Raw genomic sequence first — 18,577 nt, forward strand, 5'->3', positions numbered from 1 at the left:
CTTACTTCTTCTGTCGGCGACTGCCGGCGTGCCAATCCTCCTGCTGACCGGTGGCGCCCGCGGGCACACCGAATCCCACCAACTGAGGCTGTTCCCGCAGGCTGCGCTTGAGCTCAGCGAATCCGGGGAAACTGGCCAGGCCCACCACGTGGTCCCACAGTTCACCCGCCGTCTCCGGTTCGGGAAGCCGACTGATCACCGGGCCGAAGAAGGCCACACCGTCCGGAGGCTGGAAGTGGATGATCGGCGTACCGACATCTTTGCCCGTCAGGGCAAGTGCCTCCTCACCATCTGCTCGGATCTCGCTGTCCCAGCGGTCCTCGTCGAGGGCATCGGCCAGTTCGACGGGAAGCCCGGCCTCGCGCAGGATCGGCTCGACGAACTCCCGGGTGCCGCGCTGTTCTCGGCGCTCCCGCTCGTCCAGGACGCCAGTGCGAGGCTCCGTGTCGAAGATGTGCGCACCGAACGCGGCCTGCAGCGGGTCCATGGCCTGCCGACCGTGCTCGGCCCGGGCGCGGGCCGCCACCCGTAGCAGTCGCAGCCCGGCCGTGTGTCCAGCCTCGTACTCCGGCGGGAAGTGCGCGTCGTAGTCGATGTGGGCATTGATGAGCCGCAGCGAGATGAACCGCCAGTCAACGGCAAACCCTCGCTCGGTCTGCACCATCCGGACCCATTTGCTGGTCAACCAGCAGAACGGACAGACCGGGTCGAAGTAGAAGCGGATGTCACCTGGGCTCATCGACCCACCGTAGACCTGGCCCATGCCGCAACAACCGGCGCCGGCATTACTTCTTCGTCAGTGCTTGGCGGCCTTCTCGGCGTGCGCGCCGGTCAGGGATCTGACCTCCATCTCGGCCCACTTCGCCTTGTCGTTCTCCTTGCTGGTGAGTGCCCCGACGATGGCGAACAGGAAGCCCAGCGGGATCGAGACCAGTCCGGGGTTGGACAGCGGGAACCAGGCGAAATCCACGGCCGGGTTGCTGATCAGGCTCGCCGCTTTGCCGGTCGTTGCGTTCACCACGCCACCGGAGACGTTGGGCGAGAACACCAGCAGCACCAGCGCCGAACCCAGTCCCCCGTAGATGCCCCAGGTCGCTCCGCGGGTGTTGAACCGCTTCCAGAACAACGACAGCAGAATCGACGGCAGGTTCGCCGACGCGGCGATGGCAAACGCCAGTGCGACGAGGAAGGCGACGTTCAGGCTCTGCGCCGGGATCGCCAGCGCCACCGAGACCGCGCCGATGACGACGGCCGAGATCCGGCCGACCCGCACTTCTTCGGCGTCGGTCGTCTTGCCCTTGCGAATGACGTTGGCGTACAGATCATGTGCGAGAGAGGATGACGAGGCCAAGGCGAGACCCGCCACCACCGCGAGGATCGTCGCGAAGGCGACCGCGGCAATGACGGCCAGCATCACCGCCCCCAGATTGGTGCCGGCGCCCCCGAGCGCCTCGGCCAGTTGTGGTGCGGCGGTATTCCCCGCCGGGTTCCGATCGGTGATGTCCTTCTGATTCAGCAGCGCAGCCGCACCGAAACCGATCACCAGGGTCATCAGGTAGAAGACCCCGATGATGGCGATGGCCCAGTTCACCGATTTCCGAGCGGTTTTCGAGTCGGGGACGGTGTAGAAGCGGATCAGGATGTGCGGAAGCCCGGCGGTTCCGAGCACCAGCGCCAGGCCGAGCGAGACGAAGTCGAGTTTGGAGACCAGGGTCTTCCAGACGCTGGCATTCTCCTTGCCGTAGTACAGTCCCGGCTCGAGAAAGCCTGGCTTGCCCGAGTTGTCGCGGGCGGCACCCAGCAGGGACGACAGGTTGAAGCCGTACTTGCCGAGCACCCAGAACGTCATCACGGCCGCGCCGGTGATCAGCATGACGGCCTTCACGATCTGCACCCAGGTGGTGCCCTTCATCCCGCCGAACACCACGTAGATGATCATCAGCAGGCCGACACCGGCGATCACCATGTTCTTCGCGCCGGGCGAGGTGATGCCGAGCAGCAGCGCGACAAGCGTTCCAGCGCCGACCATCTGTGCCAGCAGGTAGAAGATCGAGACAACGACGGTGGAGATCGAGGCTGCGGTCCGGACCGGGCGCTGCCGCATCCGGAAGCTGAGCACGTCGGCCATCGTGTACTTGCCGGTGTTGCGCATGAGTTCGGCGACCAGCAGGAGCGCGACGAGCCAGGCGACGAGAAAGCCTATGGAGTAGAGGAACCCGTCGTAGCCGTAGAGCGAGATCAGTCCGGCGATGCCGAGGAACGACGCCGCCGACATGTAGTCGCCGCCGATCGCGAGGCCGTTCTGCCAGCCCTTGAATGATCGGCCACCGGCGTAGAAATCGGCGGCGGTGCGGTTCTGCCGGCTGGCGCGAAGCGTGATGCCCAGGGTGATCGCCACGAACACGGCGAAGAGAATGACGGTCAGCGTCTGGTGGGAGGTGTCAGGCGCGGCGGCGGCGGCTTCGGCGGCCAGCGTCATCGTGCCGGCGGTCATCGGGTCTCCCCTTCGATCTTGTTCCGCAGCTCGTCGGCCAGCGGATCGAACTTCCGATTCGCGTACCGCGCGTACAGGATCGCGATGACGAAGGTCGAGGCGAATTGGAGGAGGCCGAACAGCAGCCCGAGCGTCACGTTGCCGAATACTTTAACGTTCATGAATCCGCGGGCATAGGCCGCACAGAGGACATACAGGAGATACCAGGCGAGAAAGGCAGCCGTCATCGGAAAGATGAAGCTGCGCAGAGCTTTCCGCAGCCGTAGAAACTCCGAGCTTCGCTGGATCTCCTCCCACTCCACCTGGGTCGGATCGCCGAGCATCGGAGAATTCGTGGTGCCGACGGGCACAACCATCGGAGCTCCCTTGCGCCGTGATTCGCGAATGCATCTGATGGCCTCGGGAGGCGAACCCCGAGGCCGACTTGATCAAGGTAAAGCCTGAGTAACTATCCGGCAACCCCAGACGGGCAGATTGCCGCAGATCGACACCCCGGCGCCGCAGCATCGGAGAACCGCGGTCGCCTGCCAGATCCCGAACCGGAGGCCGACCGATGCCCGGCCAGGTCACCTGATCGAAACACGCACAGCAACTATCCGAAATATTTGAATGTTCGGATATGCAGCAGCGTCGCCAGCGTTCGCCGGCGCACCCATCCGGCACTCGGTGGCCGCCCTGGCCCCGCCAGCATCACGGAGGTCTCCTGATGATCCTTACGATGCGTCACCCACGGTGGCGTGCCCGTCTCGTCCTCACGTTGGCCGGAGCGCTGGTGGTCGGTGGCTGCTCGGTGTCGGCCGGCTCGGATGACAATGTCACGTCCAGCTCGTCGACCGCCGCTGCGCCGGCCGGGAGCGGCTCCAGCATTACCTCCGCAGCTTCCAGCGCCACCACCTCCGGTGCCGCTACTGCAGGTGCCGGCACTTCAGGTGCCATGACCTCCGGAGCGGCCACGAGCGGCGCGGCTCCGCAGAGCGGCGCGCCGGCGTCCAGCACCGCCCGCGTGCAGCCGGCGGCGAACTCGTCCTACATCGTCTCCGAGTCCGAGCCGGGAGACCTCAACCCCGGCAAGCAGATCACCGCCTACGACCAGGTGATGGCGCTCTACACGTCACTCACCAACGTGTCCACCGACGGTGTCGTCAGCATGGCGCAGGCCGAGTCCGTGACGTCCACGGACGCCACCAACTTCACCATCAAGATCAAGTCGGGCTGGACCTTCCACAACGGCGAGCCGGTCACCGCGCAGTCCTACGTGGACGGCTGGAACGCCACCGCCTACGGCCCGAACGCCTGGGCCAACACCGGCCAACTGGCCAAGATCGCCGGCTATGCCGACCTGAACCCGACCACCGGCACTCCGAAAACCAAGACCATGTCGGGCCTGAAGGTGTTGGACGCCAACACGTTCACCGTCAAGCTCATCTCACCGGACGGGCAGTTCCCGCTGCAGCTCAGCCAGGCGCAGACCGGCCTCTTCCCGATGCCGAAGGCTGCCTCGAAGGACCTGGACGCGTACAACAAGCAGCCGATCGGTGATGGCGCGTACATGATGACCGCGCCGCACAAGGAGAACGAGGACATCGTCCTGACGGCCTACCCGAACTACGCGGGCACCCCCGCCAAGACTGCCAAGGTCACCTTCCGCAACTACACCGACCCGGCCACCGCCTACAACGACGCGCTCGCCGGCAACATCGACGTCGTCGGGATCGGCGCAGCCAAGGCCACCTCGGCCCAGAAGGACTTCGGTGACCGGCTGCACGTCAACGACGCGCCCGGTATCGCCTTCCTCGGACTCCCGTTGTGGGACAGGCGGTACAGCAACGTCAAGGTCCGTCAGGCGATCTCGATGGCCATCGACCGCGACGCCGTCAACAAGGTGATCTACGCCGGCCTCTACACCCCGGCCACCTCCTTCACCCCGCCGACCGAGCCGGGTACCCCGGCGAACGCCTGCGGCGAGGTCTGCACCTACGACCCGGCCAAGGCCAAGCAGCTTCTCGCCGAGGGCGGCGGCTGGACCGGCGCCATGGTCATCACCTACCCCGGTGGCTTTGGGCTCGACGAGCTCTACAAGGCCTACGCCAACCAGATCAAGCGGAACCTGGGCATCGCGGACGTCACGACCAAAGCCACGACCGATTTCGCCGAGTTCGCCCAGCTGCGAGCGGATTCCAAGCTCGGCGGGCCGTACTTCTCACGCTGGGGTGCGCTGTACCCAAGTCAGCAGAACACCCTGAATGCCTTCTTCATCAAGGGCGGCGGCGGTGGCGGCTGCACCAACTGCGCCGCGTACTACACCGACGAGGTCAAGAACCTTCTCGACAGCGCCAACGCCCAGGTCGACCAGACCAAGGCCATCGCAGGCTATGTCAAGGTGCAGACGGTGATCGCCCGTGACCTGCCGATCATCCCGATGTTCTACGAGAAGTACATGTTCGTGACGTCCCCCAAGATCACGTCGCTGCCCGCCTCCCAGGGCTCGCCGGTGTGGTCCGAGGTCACCGTCGGCTGACCATCCCGCACCCCGTCCGGGCCCCGGCCCCCCGCGGGGCCGGACGGTTGTGGGCTGCTGATCTGGTCACACACGTCGCGAAACACTCACCGCAACAACCACTCCGAGAGGGACAACGTCGTGCTGAGACCCGTGCTGCAACGCGTTGGCGAACTGCTGATCGTGTTCTTCGGGGTCACCTTCCTGATCTACGCGATGGTCTTCGCCCTCAAGGGCGACCCGATCGCCACGCTCGCCGGCGACCGGCCGTTGCCGGCCTCGGTGGTGGCGACGCTCCGCGCCCGATACCACCTGGACGATCCGCTGTGGCAGCAGTACGTCCGCTATCTCAACGGTCTGCTGCACTTCGATCTCGGGACCGACTTCACCGGACGGTCGGTCGCGGCCCGGATGGCATCCCGCTGGCCGACCACCATCGTGCTGGCGCTCACCGCCTGGGCGCTCGAAGTGTTCTTCGGCTGCGCCCTCGGGCTGATCGCCGGCCTCACCCATGGGCGGGTGCCGGACCGACTCATCCTGCTGGGCACCGTGTTGGTGTCGTCGGTGCCGATCTTCGTCGTCGCCGTCACGGCCCAGTTGGGACTCGGGGTGCGGCTCGGCTGGTTCCCCATCGCCGGCACGAGAGAAGGCTGGCCGGCCGCCTTCATCCTGCCCGCGGCGGTGATCGCCATCTTCGGTCTGGCCGCCGTGTCACGCCTGATGCGTGGCAGCGTCATCGATTCGCTCGAATCCGACTACGTCCGGACGCTCTGGGCCAAGGGCCTGAGTGCCCGACGGGTGGTCGGCGTGCACGTGCTCCGGAATGCCGGCATCCCGGTCCTGACGTTCCTCGCCGTCGACCTCGGCTACCTGCTCGGCGGTGCCATCGTCGTCGAGGGCATCTTCAACATGCCGGGCATCGGCGGGTTGCTGTTCCAGGCCATCCGCAACCACGAAGGGCCCACCGTGGTCGGCGTTTCGACGGCCTTGATCCTGATCTTCCTGGTCCTCAGCGCTTTGGTCGACATCATCAACTCCGCTCTCGACCCGCGGATGCGGCGTGCCTGAGATCACCTACGCGAAGAGGCAGGATCGAGCATGACCGAGCTCGCCATGGCGACCGAATCCGACCAGCCCGCCGTCACGAGGCGGGGCTTCTGGCGCGCTGTCCGTCGTCGCCCGACATTCTGGCTGTGCTCGGTCGTCATCGGCCTGCTGGCACTGATCTCGCTCGCGCCGGGATGGTTCGCGGGTTGGTTCGGCAGCGGCGACCCGGCCGACTGCGATCTGCTCAGCAGTGCGCTCGGCCCAGCAGCGGGTCACCCCTTCGGATACGACCTCCAGGGCTGTGACATCTACTCGGGCGTCATCTACGGCACCCGGACCTCCGTCAGCGTCGGCGTGCTCACCACCGCGGCATGCCTGGTGGTGGCGCTCGTGCTGGGGACGGTGGCCGGATACTTCGGCGGCTGGGTGGATTCGGTGCTGGCCCGCCTGACGGACGTCTTCCTCGGTTTCCCGTTCCTGCTCGGCGCCGTCGTCGTGCTCGGCAGCCTCAACGACCGCGGACCGGTCACCGTGTCGCTGGTGCTGGCGCTGTTCAGCTGGCCGAGCATGGCCCGTCTGGTGCGCACGTGCGTGCGTCAGGTGCGGGACGCCGAGTACGTGATGAGCGCCAGGGCAATGGGTCTGCGCAACAGCCGGATCCTGCTGCGGTACGTGCTACCAGCTGCGATGGGCCCGGTGTTCGCCCTCTCCACCATTCTGGTGGGGGCGGTGATCGTCGCCGAATCCACCCTGACGTTCCTCGGGGTCGGGCTGCAATCACCTTCGATCAGCTGGGGACTGCAGTTGGCGTCCGCCCAGGCCCAGTTCGACAACTACCCTCACATGTTGGTGTTCCCGAGTGTGTTCCTCACCGTGACCGTCCTGAGCCTCATCGCTCTGGGCGACCTGCTGCGGGATGTCCTCAACCCCCGCACCCGCTGACAGAAGAGGAAACGAACAGCCATGCAACGCGAACAGCTCGCTCCCACCGGTACCACCTCGACGACGTCCTCCTCGGCCACCGAGGAGACGCCGGCGGCGAGGGCCACCAAGGCAGCGGTAACCACGCTGGCGGACTGGCTGCCCGGCTGGATCGAGCTGCGCCGCAGGATGTTGCGGGTGCCAGGTGTGCAGGTGAGCATCCGGGTCGCCGGCGAACTGCTGTACAGCGAGGCGTTCGGAACCGCGGACGAAGAGCGGGACGTGCCGCTGACCACCGAGCACCTGTTCCGGATCGCCTCGCACTCCAAGACATTCGCGGCGACGGCCTGCCTGATCCTCACCGAGCGGGGCGAGCTCCGCCTCGACGACACGGTGGCCACATGGGTTCCCGAGTTGGCCGACACCGACCTGGCCGGTGTCACCGTCCGCGCGCTGCTCGGCCACCAGGCCGGGGTGATCCGCGACGGAGCCGACAGCAACTACTGGCAGTTGATCCGAGATTTCCCCGACTCCGCCGGGCTGCTGGAAGCACTGCACACCAACGGTTCCACCTTCGCGACGGACCAGCATTTCAAGTATTCCAACTACGGCTACTCGATCGTCGGACTCATCGTGGAACGGGTCTCCGGGAGCACCTTCAACGACTTCGTCCGCACGGAGATCCTGGACAGGCTGAACCTGCCCAGGCTGTACCCGGACGTCGACGGGATCGATCCCGCCGAGCTGTCGGCGGGGCACTCGCTGCGGCTGGATGGCGACGACGAGCAATTCGTGATGCGCAATCCGTCGACCGGCGCCATGTCCGCGGCGACCGGTTTCGTCGCCTGTGCCGACGATCTCACCGCCTACGCCTCGGCCCACCTGCCCGGTGACGAGCGACTGGTCAGTGATGCCGGCAAGCGGCTGATGCAGCGCACCGAGTCCATCGTCGAGGTCCGTGGGGTCGAGAAGGGACGCTACGGGCTGGGTCTGGAGCTGCACACGCTGGGCAAGCGCAAGACCTTCGGCCACAGCGGCGGTTTTCCCGGTTTCATCACCCGGACGTTCGTCGATCCCCAGGACCAGCTGGTCATCTCGGTGCTGACCAATCAGAGCGGTGGTCCGGCCCACGAGATCGCCGTCGGCGTCCTGGCCATGATCGATCTGGCCGTGACGGCGCCGGCGGTCGGCGCCGAGTGGCCCGCCGTCCCCGACGCCCTGGAGGCCTCCTCGTTCACCACCCGCCTGGCCGCCGGATTCGGCTACCTGGACATCGTCGACGTCGGTGGACGACTGGCCCTGCTGCACCCGGGCATGGCCGACCCGGCCTCCGAGGCCGCCTACCTCGAGGTGGTGGATGCGGACACGCTGACCGTTCTCGCGTCCGCGGGCTACGCGGTCGCCGGCGAGACGGTGCAGTTGGAGCGGGACGGGGACGGGTCGATCGTCGCGGGAACGGTCGCCGGCATGCAGGCCTGGCCGATCGAGACGTTCCTCGCCCGCCGTCGGACCCAGATGGCCCGGTCGCCGGAGGAGACGCCCGATGGCAGTTGAGTTCTCGGACGACATCGAGGCGTTCATCGCCGCCTTCTCGGAGAATTGGCATGCCAGCGGTCAGGGTCGGATGGAGGGCCGATTGCTGGCCTATCTGCTGGTGGTGAGCGCCGACAAGGTGTCGTCCGCCGAATTGGCAGAGGCGATGGGCGCCGGTACCGGCGCGATCTCGATGGCTACCCGCGCGCTGGTGGAACAGGGTTTCATCCGCCGGCTGCGGGTACCGGGCGACCGGTCGCACTACTTTGCCGCCGCCGATGACGTCTGGGGTGGATTCCTCTCCGCCGAGCGTCGCTGGGTCCATCGTATGCAATCGGTGCTGGACAACGCCCGTCAGCAGATGCCGCTGGCGCCCGGCGCCGACCGGCGTGTGCACGTCGCCGCCGAGTACATGAACTGGCTGGGCGGCTACAACCTCAAGATGTTGCGTGACTGGCACGAGCATCTGGCGTCGCACGTTGCCCCGCAGGAGGACCCATCATGAGTGCCGAACCGCTGTTGAGCTTCCAGGACCTGACGATCACCTTTCCGGGTGCCGGCAAGGGCACGGGTTCAGAGGTGGTGCACGGCATCAACTTCGACGTGCTGCGCGGTCAGGTGGTGGCACTCGTCGGGGAGTCGGGGTCCGGCAAGACCGTCACCGCGCTTGCGGCAGTGCGGCTGCTCCCCCGCGGCACCCGGATCGGCGGTCGGGTCCTGCTCGACGGGCTGGATCTGCTCGCGTTGGACGAGGCCGCGATGCGCTCGGTGCGCGGGAACCGGATCGCGCTGATCTTCCAGGATCCGGTCGGCGCCCTCGACCCGGTCTTCACCGTTGGATACCAGCTGGTGGAGGCGATCCGGCGTCATCGTCCAGGCATCAAGCGGGCGGAGGCCAGGGCGCGGGCGGTCGAACTGCTGGCCATGGTGGGTATTCCGGATCCCCGGCAGCGGCTGAGGTGGTACCCGCACCAGTTCTCCGGCGGGCAGTGCCAGCGGGTGATGATCGCGATGGCGCTGTCGTGTGATCCTGACGTGCTGATCGCCGACGAGCCGACCACCGCGTTGGATGTCACGGTGCAGCAGGAGGTCCTGGACGTGCTGCTCGATCTGCGCAGCCGCCTCGGCACCACGGTGTTGATCATCACCCACGACATGGGGGTCGTCGCCGACATCGCCGACCGGGTGGTCGTCATGCACGACGGACTGATCGAGGAGCAGGCACCTGCGGGAGAGCTGTTCGCCCACCCGAAGGCCGACTACACCCGGAAACTGCTCGCCGCAGTGCCGCGACTCGAGGAGATGGAAGCCGATGACGCTGAACCTGTTGCTGTCGCGCCACCGGCGGAGAGTGTGGTCGCCGATGCCGGCGTGACTCCCGTCCTGGACGTCGTCGATCTCCGGGTCACCTACGCCGGACGGCGCGCGGCGGTGCAGGCCGTCCGCGGCGTCGACCTGTCCATCGGATCGGGCGAGATCCTCGGCCTGGTCGGAGAATCCGGGTCCGGGAAGTCCACGATCGGTCGGGCGGTGCTCGGACTGGCACCGCTGACCGGGGGCACGATCCGCGTCGACGGCGTCGACCTGGCCGGTACGTCCGGCGCGCAGCTTCGTGAGATGCGCAAGAAGATCGGCGTGGTGTTCCAGAACCCGGCGGGCAGCCTGAACCCGAGATACACGGTGGGGCAGTCGATCGGCGAACCCTCCCGCGCCCATCTCGGCCTGCGAGGGTCCGCTTTGGAGTCCCGGGTTGCGTCCCTGCTGGAGTCGGTGCGCCTGCCCGCGTCCTGGGCTCAGCGGTACCCGCACGAGCTGTCGGGTGGCCAGCGGCAGCGGGTCAGCATCGCCCGGGCCGTGAGTCTGGCACCGCGGCTGCTCATCGCGGACGAACCCACGTCCGCGCTTGATGTTTCGGTGCAGGCGGCCGTGCTGCAGTTGGTGCAGGACCTGCAGCAGCAGTTCGAATTCGCCTGCCTGTTCATCAGTCACGACCTGGCCGTCATCGATCAACTCTGCGACCGCGTCGCGGTGATGGAACAGGGACTGGTCGTCGAGCAGGGGCTCCGCGAACAGATCCTGCGCCGCCCGGTCCATCCCTACACGCGACGACTTCTCTCGGCCGCGCCCGTGCCCGACCCGGCTGTCCAGCAGGCCCGCCGGGCCGAGCGGCGCGCTGCTTCCTGACCTGCCGTCGAGTTCGAAGTCGCCTGGGCAGGAGGGCTTCCGCGAAGGCGGCTATTGGGATATTCCACCCTTGACGGCTGCGGTCCAGAGTTCACGGTTGGGCCGGGCCCAGGGCATGGCGGCCCGCACCTCCTGCGGGTCCTCCCCCAGCAGCATCGAATAGCGCGCCGCCACACTGGGGGTCCGGCTCGCTCCTTCGACGCAGTGCAGTAGGACGGTCTTTCCTTCGGCGCGAAGGGCCTGCACGGTACGGGCGGCGTCGTCGAGGACGAACTCCAGGTTGAGGTTGTCCGCCGGACCTTTGTCAACCAGCCAGAACTCGATGTGTTCGGCGTCCAGCTGCTCAGCACCCATGCGGCACAGGCTGACCACCGCGTCGTAGTGACCCTGGTACGGAGCATCGGCTCCGGCGACCGTCACACCGCAGTCGTGGGGATGGGTGGTGAGATTGCCGGTCTCCCCACTGGAGTAGTCCATCCTGGGGACCGTCGGCCACCCCGAGGAGTCCGACCGGCCCCGGGTCGCAGACCGAACTCCCAACGTCACCAATGCCTTTGCGTCCAGACCCGGCCATCCGTGCAGCACCCGTCGCCACCTCGCCGGGATCGCGGAGGCTCCCCAGCGGGCGCCGAGCAGTCCACCGGCGATCGCCGCCGTGGTGTCCGTGTCGCCGCCAGCCCGCACGGCGGCCTCCAACGCGGCCTGCAGGTGGGTGGCGTCGTCCGCCGGCGTCTGGTGAATCGCCCACCACGCGGTCTGGATGGCGTGCACCACCCAGCCGTTCTTCGAGAAGTCCCGTGGAGATCCGCTTTCGGCCTGGTCGAACAACGGTCCCCAGAAGTCCTGGACCTCCCCGCTGGTGGCGCGCAGGTAGTTGCGGACCCCGTCGAAACTGCCGTGCAGGACTGCATGACGGATGCCGGCGCACCAGATCTGGCAGGCTTCGCCGGCCCGCTGGTCGTCGTGGGTGAGGGCGCTGACCTTCAGTGCGGCCTCGGCGCAGCCTTTCGCGTCGTCGAGGTAGGCCAGCGCCACCGGTGCTGTCCGCATCAGAGAACCGTTGCCGCCCTTCAGCCCGGTCAGGATTCGGGCGGTAGAGGCCATCGCCTCGGCGGTCGCGTCACGGCGGGACAGCACCGCGCTGGTCTGGTTGCCGATGTCCTTCGGACCCGAGGCGTACCAGGCGGACCAGTTGGCCGCGACCTTGTCCAGGCCCTCCGCGGTCCGCAGGTGGAAGCCCTCCGCGGTCACCAGCGCGACCCCGATGGCCATGGTGGTGTCGTCGGTCCATTCGCCGGGCTCGAAACCGAAAGGTCCGCCGCCGATCATGTCGATCTTCTGATCGGCGCGCGGGTAGCTGAATTCGTAGCCGGCACCCAGCGCATCCCCGACGGCGGTACCCAGCAGAACGCCTGCGGCGCGGTCACTCTGAATCGCGGTCATGCGGCACTCCCCAGGGCCAGGACGGACAGGTGCAGGACACGATCAGCATCCCTGATACCGCGCAATTCAACCCGGCCGTTGCCGGCCGCGATCCGGCGCCCCAGACCCGCCGAACCGACGTCCGCCGGCCGCAGGCTCATCACGGTCTGAAGGAAATCCCTTGCGGCCTGACCGGTGGTGCCACGCGACGGTCGGCTCGATGCATCACGGGCTGCCGCAGCCAGGATCCGGGATCAGGCAGCGGCGAGCATCTCCTCGTCGGCGAACAGCTCCAGCAGCACGGGCACTCCCCCGACGGCGATCAACACCCCCGACTGGCCGGGCAGCGGTTCCAATCCGGTGACATCCACCGACGCCCCTCGAGTCTCGCGTTCGACTGCCACTCGACGCCAGACCTCGTGCTGGTCGGTCCTCGACCGGACCAAGGCACTCGCCCGCTCACGGCCGGTCTCGTGATGACGGTCCCCGGACCATCGCTCCTGCTCGACGCACCGCACGTCGATCTCGACCGTCTGACCCCGGCCGATCAACGTGGACCCGATCGCCACCCGATTCTGCTGGCCGCCGAGCATCAGGTCGCCCTCCAGGACCAGGACGGTTTTCTCGCTCAGGCCAGACACCTGGAGCTTCGGCACCGTCGGCTGGGCGAGTTCCTCGACCATCACCGACCCGACCTCGGCCAACGTCACGGGTCGACCGACGGTCCGGGGCTGCCAGACCGGGAACACGGTCAGCGCGCCGCGCCGTTCGCCCGCTCCGACGTGCAATTGGTTGTTCAGGTGGTTGGTCATGGTGACTCCCTCGGGTTGGCCAACCTCAGTAGGTTAGCGTGATGTTGCGCTAACTATAAGAGCAGTATCGCGCTAATGTCAACCCATGGTCGGAACGAAGTTGCCGGAGAAGCCTCTGACGGACTACCCACGGCCGTCGGTGGCGGTGGATGTGGCCGTCCTGACGGTGCGCGACGGTCAGCTCGAGGCGCTCGCTGTCGAGCACCGACGGGGTGGGCTCGCGCTACCCGGGACCTTCCTGCACGAAGGGGAAACCCTTGCGGTGTCAGCAGAACGGGCACTGCGCGAGAAGGCCGGCCTGGATGGGATCAAGTTCCGTCAGCTGCGGGTCTTCGACGATCCGAAGCGGGATGACCGCGGCTGGGTGCTCTCGGTCGGGCATGTGGCCGCCATCGCCGCCGAGCTGCTTCCTGAGCGCGCCGAGTTGCTCGCCCTGCGCGGCGACGTCGTTCAGCAGGCAATGCTGTTCGACCACGCTGCGATCGTGACGGCGGCCGTGCAGGATCTACGCGATCACTACGGCCGGTTCGTCGATCCCGACCGACTCCTGGGTGAAAGGTTCACCGTGCTCAGCCTTCGGCAGCTCTACGAGGCCATCTTCGGCCACCCTCTGGTGAAGGACACCTTCCGCCGCCACATCAAGGACCACATCGACCCTACCGGCGACGTCGAACGCGATGTCGTCGGCAAACCCGCTGCGCTGTTCACGCGCAGGCCCGACGCGCCCCTGCCCCCCTCCGCCGGCGCGTTCTTCCTGCGTGACGCGGTCTGACCCGTTGCCCACGAAATTCCGTGGCGCCGCGGCTGGGGTCTTGCCATGCTGGTAGGCATCTCTACAGACAAGTCCTCGACAGGCGATGACGACACTCGCCTCGCGGCATACAACAACGCCCTGTGGTGCGAGACCATGTGCCGGCGGCACGGCATCCCGAGCACATTTGGGGCGCAGGTTTGGGCGGCCTCCACCCGGAGCCCGATGTTCTACCCCGACGCGGTAACCCTGCGGCACGGGGTCTCGGCGGCGGCGGTCCTCGACGCGATCGACCTGTCGGAGCCGGGCGCGTCCATCAAGGACAGCTTCGCGGACCTGGACCTGTCCGGTCACGGGTTCCGCATTCTCTTCGAAGCGCAGTGGATCTGGCGTGAGCCCGGCCAGGCGTCAGGGGACAGCTCACAGACTTCCGGGGAGGCCAATTGGGATCGGGTGTCCAATGCTGCGGAGCTGGCTGAGTGGGCGCAGGCGTGGGACGGTGACGACGGCAACGCGGACCTGTTCCGCCCCGACCTGCTGGGAGAACGGGACGTCTGCGTTCTGGCTCAGCGGTCGAATGGGCACATCGTCGCGGGCGCCATTGCGAACCGGTCGTCATCAGTGGTCGGGATCTCCAACGTCTTCGCTCTTGAAGGCGTCAGCCAGCAGACCTGGGCGGGTCTGCTCCGCGCCGTCGACCTGTTCGCGTCCGGAATGCCACTGGTCGGTTACGAGCATGGTGCGGACCTGATGGTCGCGCTGGACAGCGGGTTCCGGGCCGTCGGACCGCTAAGAATCTGGATCCACGAAGGGCCTTGACCGACTCGGCAGCTGCAGACGTCAAGGCCGGTCGTTCTCGTCATCACCCCGGCCCAAAGCTTTTCGGCAAAGAACGATGCCGCGAAAGCGGCAATTCGGACATCTGTCCCGCCGGTCTCACGTCGTTGCCCATCCGTTCTGCACGATGCATGCCCCGGTTTCCACCCGGCGGACACGCCGTGTTGGATGGGGTTGATGGTCAGCACACTCACCCTTGCGGGGCACCTGTCGACCCTGAGTCGCAGCGAGTTCGAAGTGCTGCTTGCTCGCCGTCCCGAGACGCTGACCGGCTGGCCGCTGAGAAATCTCGCCGATCTGGCCACGGCCTGGGAAACTCCGTGGTCGATGGCGCAGTCCGTTCCCTACCTCCCCCTTCCCGCGATCGAGATGCTCGGGACTCTCGCCGCGCTGGTGCAGGGCGTCAAGATTGGCCAGCTGTCCGACCGCCTGGAGCAGACCGGCAAGCCGGACGATCACCTGAATCACGTCCGCGGTACGCTCGGGGTCCTCCAAGACCATGGGCTGGCCTGGGTGGGGCAGGACGGCGGTATCTGGATCTCGCAGGACATCGACGAGATGATTCCTCGCCCGCTCGGCCTCGGGAGCGGCGTCGATCGCCAGGTGAAGTACTTCACCGTCGACGTTCTCAAGATGATTCTGTCCAACGCCGGGCTGGACCATGTCGGGAAACGTGCCGACCTCGTCCGGCGTGTGCTCGACTTCTACCTCGACGTTGACCGAATTCTCGCCTTGGTGGCCGGCGCCCCGGTAGACGTGCAGCACGACCTGGCCCAGTGGGCGGCCGGGGGATCCCCGTTCACCGAAAACTACGACCCAGCGAACATGATGCGGGTGCACGTCAGCTTCAGATGGGGGCAGGCTCGCGGTCTTCTGTTCGGATACTCGGTTTCCGAGGCCGAAATGCCGGCACCGATTGCGATGGCGTTGCGCAGTAGAACATTCCGCGCGTCATTCCATCCATTGCCGCCGGACCTGCCATCGGCGGAAGCAAGACCGGATCAGCTGGACGCGAAGGCGGGCGCTGCGGCGACGAACGTCGACAGCCTCAGTTTGTCCGTCCTGGATGCCATCGCCGCGCTTCCAATTCCGCTCCTGGCCAAGGGCGGTGTCGGGGTCCGCGAAGTGGCCAAGCTCGCCGAACGGACCAAGGCCGGCGTCGACGAGGTGCGCATCGTCATCGAATTGGCCTTCTCGGCAGAACTGTTGGTGCGCAGCGATTCGCGTCTTGTCACCGGCCCGGAGTTCGCACGCTGGCGCAGTGCCGAGCCGGCAGACCGGGTAGCCGAACTGCTGGCTGCCTGGTGGAATCTCTCCCACGTGCCGTCGGTCTACCGCAGTGCCGATGGCAAGGCACAACCCGCGCTGACCAACACCTCCCGCGGCGGTGAAGGTGCCGAGGCGCGTCACCGCGGGGTCCAGCTGTTGGCTGAATTGCCCCAGTCCAACAATGCGACGCAGGTTACCGGCACCCATCGGGAGGCGTTCCTGACCCGGCTCGCGTGGGAGCGACCGGTGGTCATGGGATCCACACCGGTTCTTCCGCGAGCAATCTGGGTCGAGGCGCACCTTCTCGGGGTCTTCGCGGACGGCGCCTGCACGCCGGCCGGTCGGGCACTCCTGACTTTCGATGGCGAGGCTCTGCGACAGGCGATCGCAACGATGCTGCCCGCCGCCACGACCACGGCAAGTTTCGGATCCGACCTGACGGTCATGGTCGCCGGAGCTCCGACGGCAGCGGTGGCCGAGTTGCTCGATGCCTGTGCGGACCGCGAAAGCCGTGGTCAGGCCTCGCTCTGGCGACTGTCACCAGCCGGAGTACGCCGCGCCATGGACAACGGATGGGGTGCGGATGAGCTGGCAGAAGCGTTGCGGGGCATCGCCTCCGCTCCCCTACCGCAGCCTGTCACCTACCTGATCGGCGATGTGGCCCGTCGGCATGGCCACGTCAAGGTCACTCCGGCCGGATGCTGCATCATCAGCGAGGACGCCGCCCTCCTGGTCGAACTGTGCGCCGCACGGGCGCTCCGAACGTTGGGCCTGAGACTGCTCGCCCCGACCGTGCTGGCCGCGAATACGGACTCGGCGACGACCTTGGCGGCATTACGGACTGCCGGGTACATGCCGGCGCCGGGGGATGATGGCGTCGTTGCGGTAGTCCGAACCTCGAGCGGGCAGCCCCATGGTTCCGACCATCACGGAACGCCGACCGCTGAACCCGCCACTACCAAGAACCGGATCAACGACCTGCTGGCCCCTGACGGAAACCAGCTCCACGCCACAGTCAAGTGGAAGATCGCCGAATTGGCCGGGCGGGTGTTCCGCAGCCCGCCGCCGAAAGCCCCTACTCTGTTCCCGTAGTCGAGATCGGGGCATCCCTCAGCGCATGGACCCCAAGAGCATTCACTCGAATTGCTCGGAGGCCGTCGTACCGGCTGAGGTACGGTAGTTCGGCCTCGCTGAAGTGCTTCCGATAATCTGTTCGCGCATCCGTCGGGTCGACGAACCGGACGTCGACAAGGCCAAGAGTGGCCGCGATCTCGAAGATCAGCGCGATCGTGTAGCGACCCTGGAGGATCGACCACTGCCCATATCCGTCGTATCCGAGACTGCCATGTTCGGCATGCCCGATGTGCAGGCGGAACATCGCACGCTCACCACGTGCAATCGCAGGGTCGAGTCGCCTGCGACGCATCCAGGTGAACAGGTCGTCGACGTCCATCCACTCGTCCGGAGGCAGGAGTGACAAAGCGGTGGCCACGATCTGCCGTCGCCCCCTGACGGCAGTGAGGACATTCGCCGATCGCTGACCCTTGATCTGGTCGACCCTGCTGAACTCGTCGATCAGTCCGCGGAGGATCCACCGCTGCCAGAGCTCACGAACGACCTGCGGTTCGGGCGACAGCAGGGCCACACGTCCCCTTGCAGTGAGCTGAAGCCTGGCACCGTTGAGGTTTGCCAGGCCGCCGGCTTGCAACAACAACGGCCAGGCGAAGGCGGCGATGGCATGGTGGGGGTAGAAGTCGCCTCCCGGGAGCGCACTGGCGACGGTCTGCACCGAGGCGAGTGACGGTCGCCGGGTCTGCGCACTGCAGTTCAACCGCCCGGCAACGACGAGCTCGAGTACGCCGCGGAGCGAGTCGAGTGCCCACCGCTCGGTCAACCAGACTGTCTCCGCGGCGGGCAGTGGATCCTCAGGCATGTCCACAGATTCCCACAGGCGGGCGGTGGTTAGCTCAGCGCCGTCGGAAATCGGCGGCGAGAACTGCGGGATGCAAACGCATCGAGAGCCTCGAGCACGGCATCCGCTTTCCAGTGAAGACCGCGACGGTGAACGTTGAAACTCGTGATTGCTCCGCCGTCCCGCAACTGGTCCAGTACCTGCTCGCGTGGTTGGCCGTGATCCTCAGTTCGCTGCTCAGCACCGCCGTGTTGACAACGGGCTCGTGTCGCCCAACTCGGCCATGGCGACCGACCGGGCGGAGGCGGAAAGGTTCTCGATCTGCGACGAGGCAACAGATTCCGAGCGAAGAAGAATCGCAGCGAACGGGGCGATCTCGTTGCCCATCTCCGTGTCGAACCGTGCGATCTCGTTGGATGCGTCTTCCGCAGCGGCTGACACCGCCCGAGCGGGTGCGTAGTCCGCGGCAGCGATGTCGGCAGGGATGGCCGAGGCATAGGTTCCTTGGCTGAACGCCACTTCCGAGCGGGCCATGGTCCCGAGGTCTCGGTTCGGGCTTTACGCCCACTTAGCGGCTTAAGTGGGCGTGAATGAAGTTACTGTCAACGGATACAGCGTCCTTGACGGGCAGCCCCGCCTGCGTCCGGCACCCAGGCGCATTGCTGGGTTGAATACCGTTTGCAGGCCGTAACGCAGTTGTAACCGTTGTTTACCCCATCGACTCGCCTGATTGTATACCGTTTGGTCCAGCCAACCCGGGTGTCGCGGGATCGTAGCCAAGAGGGCGAGGTGCAGCGTGCAGCAGCCCGGCGCACCCCCATCCACGCCCGGCGGGGAGCCGACCCCACCACAGGGCGAACCGCACGATCAGAGTGACACCGGCGCTGACAGCCCGCTT

17 protein-coding genes are annotated in these 18,577 nt (G+C 66.7%); 9 read left to right on the forward strand and 8 right to left on the reverse strand.

All coding sequences use genetic code 11. The features are described from left to right. Window position 1: 1 nt before the first annotated feature. From ABIB25_RS12385 to ABIB25_RS12395, 3 genes are read right to left on the reverse strand one after another with little or no spacing between them, the layout of a single operon-like run. Entirely contained in the window at window positions 2–739 is a 738-nt protein-coding gene (locus ABIB25_RS12385) for a mycothiol-dependent nitroreductase Rv2466c family protein (protein WP_354528761.1), read from the reverse strand. Window positions 740–796: 57 nt separating this feature from the next. Beyond that, window positions 797–2,494, reverse strand: coding sequence for a monocarboxylic acid transporter (locus ABIB25_RS12390; RefSeq protein ID WP_354528762.1), 1,698 nt, complete (start codon window positions 2,492–2,494; stop codon window positions 797–799). Further along, window positions 2,491–2,817 (reverse strand): DUF485 domain-containing protein, encoded by a 327-nt coding sequence (locus ABIB25_RS12395; protein ID WP_354528852.1) that lies wholly within the window; start codon window positions 2,815–2,817, stop codon window positions 2,491–2,493. Before ABIB25_RS12395 ends, ABIB25_RS12390 begins: the two co-directional genes overlap by 4 nt. Before the next feature lie 395 nt (window positions 2,818–3,212). Between ABIB25_RS12395 and ABIB25_RS12400 the strand changes: the two genes are divergently transcribed. The 6 genes from ABIB25_RS12400 to ABIB25_RS12425 all read left to right on the forward strand — a co-directional run bounded on the left by ABIB25_RS12400 (window position 3,213) and on the right by ABIB25_RS12425 (window position 10,676). After that, window positions 3,213–5,012, forward strand: coding sequence for a peptide ABC transporter substrate-binding protein (locus ABIB25_RS12400; RefSeq protein WP_354528763.1), 1,800 nt, complete (start codon window positions 3,213–3,215; stop codon window positions 5,010–5,012). Window positions 5,013–5,132: 120 nt separating this feature from the next. Beyond that, window positions 5,133–6,059, forward strand: a complete 927-nt coding sequence (locus ABIB25_RS12405) for an ABC transporter permease (RefSeq protein WP_354528764.1) — start codon at window positions 5,133–5,135, stop codon at window positions 6,057–6,059. Between the two features lie 30 nt (window positions 6,060–6,089). Further along, entirely contained in the window at window positions 6,090–6,980 is an 891-nt protein-coding gene (locus ABIB25_RS12410) for an ABC transporter permease (protein WP_354528765.1), read from the forward strand. 21 nt (window positions 6,981–7,001) lie between these two features. Beyond that, window positions 7,002–8,513 (forward strand): serine hydrolase domain-containing protein, encoded by a 1,512-nt coding sequence (locus ABIB25_RS12415; protein WP_354528766.1) that lies wholly within the window; start codon window positions 7,002–7,004, stop codon window positions 8,511–8,513. Next, the gene (locus ABIB25_RS12420; RefSeq protein ID WP_354528767.1) at window positions 8,503–8,997 is read left to right on the forward strand and encodes a GbsR/MarR family transcriptional regulator; all 495 of its coding nucleotides are present in this window, start codon (window positions 8,503–8,505) and stop codon (window positions 8,995–8,997) included. The genes ABIB25_RS12415 and ABIB25_RS12420 overlap by 11 nt, the downstream gene beginning before the upstream one ends. Next, window positions 8,994–10,676 (forward strand): dipeptide ABC transporter ATP-binding protein, encoded by a 1,683-nt coding sequence (locus ABIB25_RS12425; protein ID WP_354528768.1) that lies wholly within the window; start codon window positions 8,994–8,996, stop codon window positions 10,674–10,676. The genes ABIB25_RS12420 and ABIB25_RS12425 overlap by 4 nt, the downstream gene beginning before the upstream one ends. 51 nt (window positions 10,677–10,727) lie before the next feature. Here the strand turns inward: ABIB25_RS12425 and ABIB25_RS12430 are convergent, their stop codons facing one another. The 3 genes from ABIB25_RS12430 to ABIB25_RS12440 form a co-directional block, all read right to left on the reverse strand. Continuing rightward, window positions 10,728–12,119, reverse strand: coding sequence for an ADP-ribosylglycohydrolase family protein (locus tag ABIB25_RS12430; RefSeq protein ID WP_354528769.1), 1,392 nt, complete (start codon window positions 12,117–12,119; stop codon window positions 10,728–10,730). After that, the gene (locus ABIB25_RS12435; RefSeq protein WP_354528770.1) at window positions 12,116–12,262 is read right to left on the reverse strand and encodes a hypothetical protein; all 147 of its coding nucleotides are present in this window, start codon (window positions 12,260–12,262) and stop codon (window positions 12,116–12,118) included. The genes ABIB25_RS12430 and ABIB25_RS12435 overlap by 4 nt, the downstream gene beginning before the upstream one ends. Window positions 12,263–12,352: 90 nt before the next feature. After that, entirely contained in the window at window positions 12,353–12,910 is a 558-nt protein-coding gene (locus ABIB25_RS12440) for an ARPP-1 family domain-containing protein (protein ID WP_354528771.1), read from the reverse strand. An 85-nt stretch (window positions 12,911–12,995) separates the two neighbouring features. On the opposite strand from ABIB25_RS12440, the gene ABIB25_RS12445 reads away from it, so the two are divergent. From ABIB25_RS12445 to ABIB25_RS12455, 3 genes are all read left to right on the forward strand, one after another. Beyond that, on the forward strand, window positions 12,996–13,682 hold the full coding sequence (locus ABIB25_RS12445) for an NUDIX hydrolase (protein ID WP_354528772.1): 687 nt from the start codon (window positions 12,996–12,998) through the stop codon (window positions 13,680–13,682). Window positions 13,683–13,886: 204 nt separating this feature from the next. Further along, window positions 13,887–14,480: a hypothetical protein gene (locus ABIB25_RS12450; protein WP_354528773.1), complete on the forward strand. Its 594-nt coding sequence runs from the start codon at window positions 13,887–13,889 to the stop codon at window positions 14,478–14,480. 195 nt (window positions 14,481–14,675) lie between these two features. Beyond that, window positions 14,676–16,859 (forward strand): helicase-associated domain-containing protein, encoded by a 2,184-nt coding sequence (locus ABIB25_RS12455; RefSeq protein WP_354528774.1) that lies wholly within the window; start codon window positions 14,676–14,678, stop codon window positions 16,857–16,859. Here ABIB25_RS12455 and ABIB25_RS12460 read toward each other — a convergent pair. After that, entirely contained in the window at window positions 16,843–17,700 is an 858-nt protein-coding gene (locus ABIB25_RS12460; RefSeq protein ID WP_354528775.1) for a hypothetical protein, read from the reverse strand. The two genes, ABIB25_RS12455 and ABIB25_RS12460, sit on opposite strands and share 17 nt — an antisense overlap. Window positions 17,701–17,916: 216 nt before the next feature. After that, entirely contained in the window at window positions 17,917–18,213 is a 297-nt protein-coding gene (locus ABIB25_RS12465) for a hypothetical protein (protein WP_354528776.1), read from the reverse strand. Window positions 18,214–18,577 lie beyond the last annotated feature (364 nt).

This window comes from Nakamurella sp. UYEF19, from assembly GCF_040546275.1.
In the GTDB taxonomy this organism is placed as follows: Bacteria; Actinomycetota; Actinomycetes; order Mycobacteriales; family Nakamurellaceae; genus Nakamurella.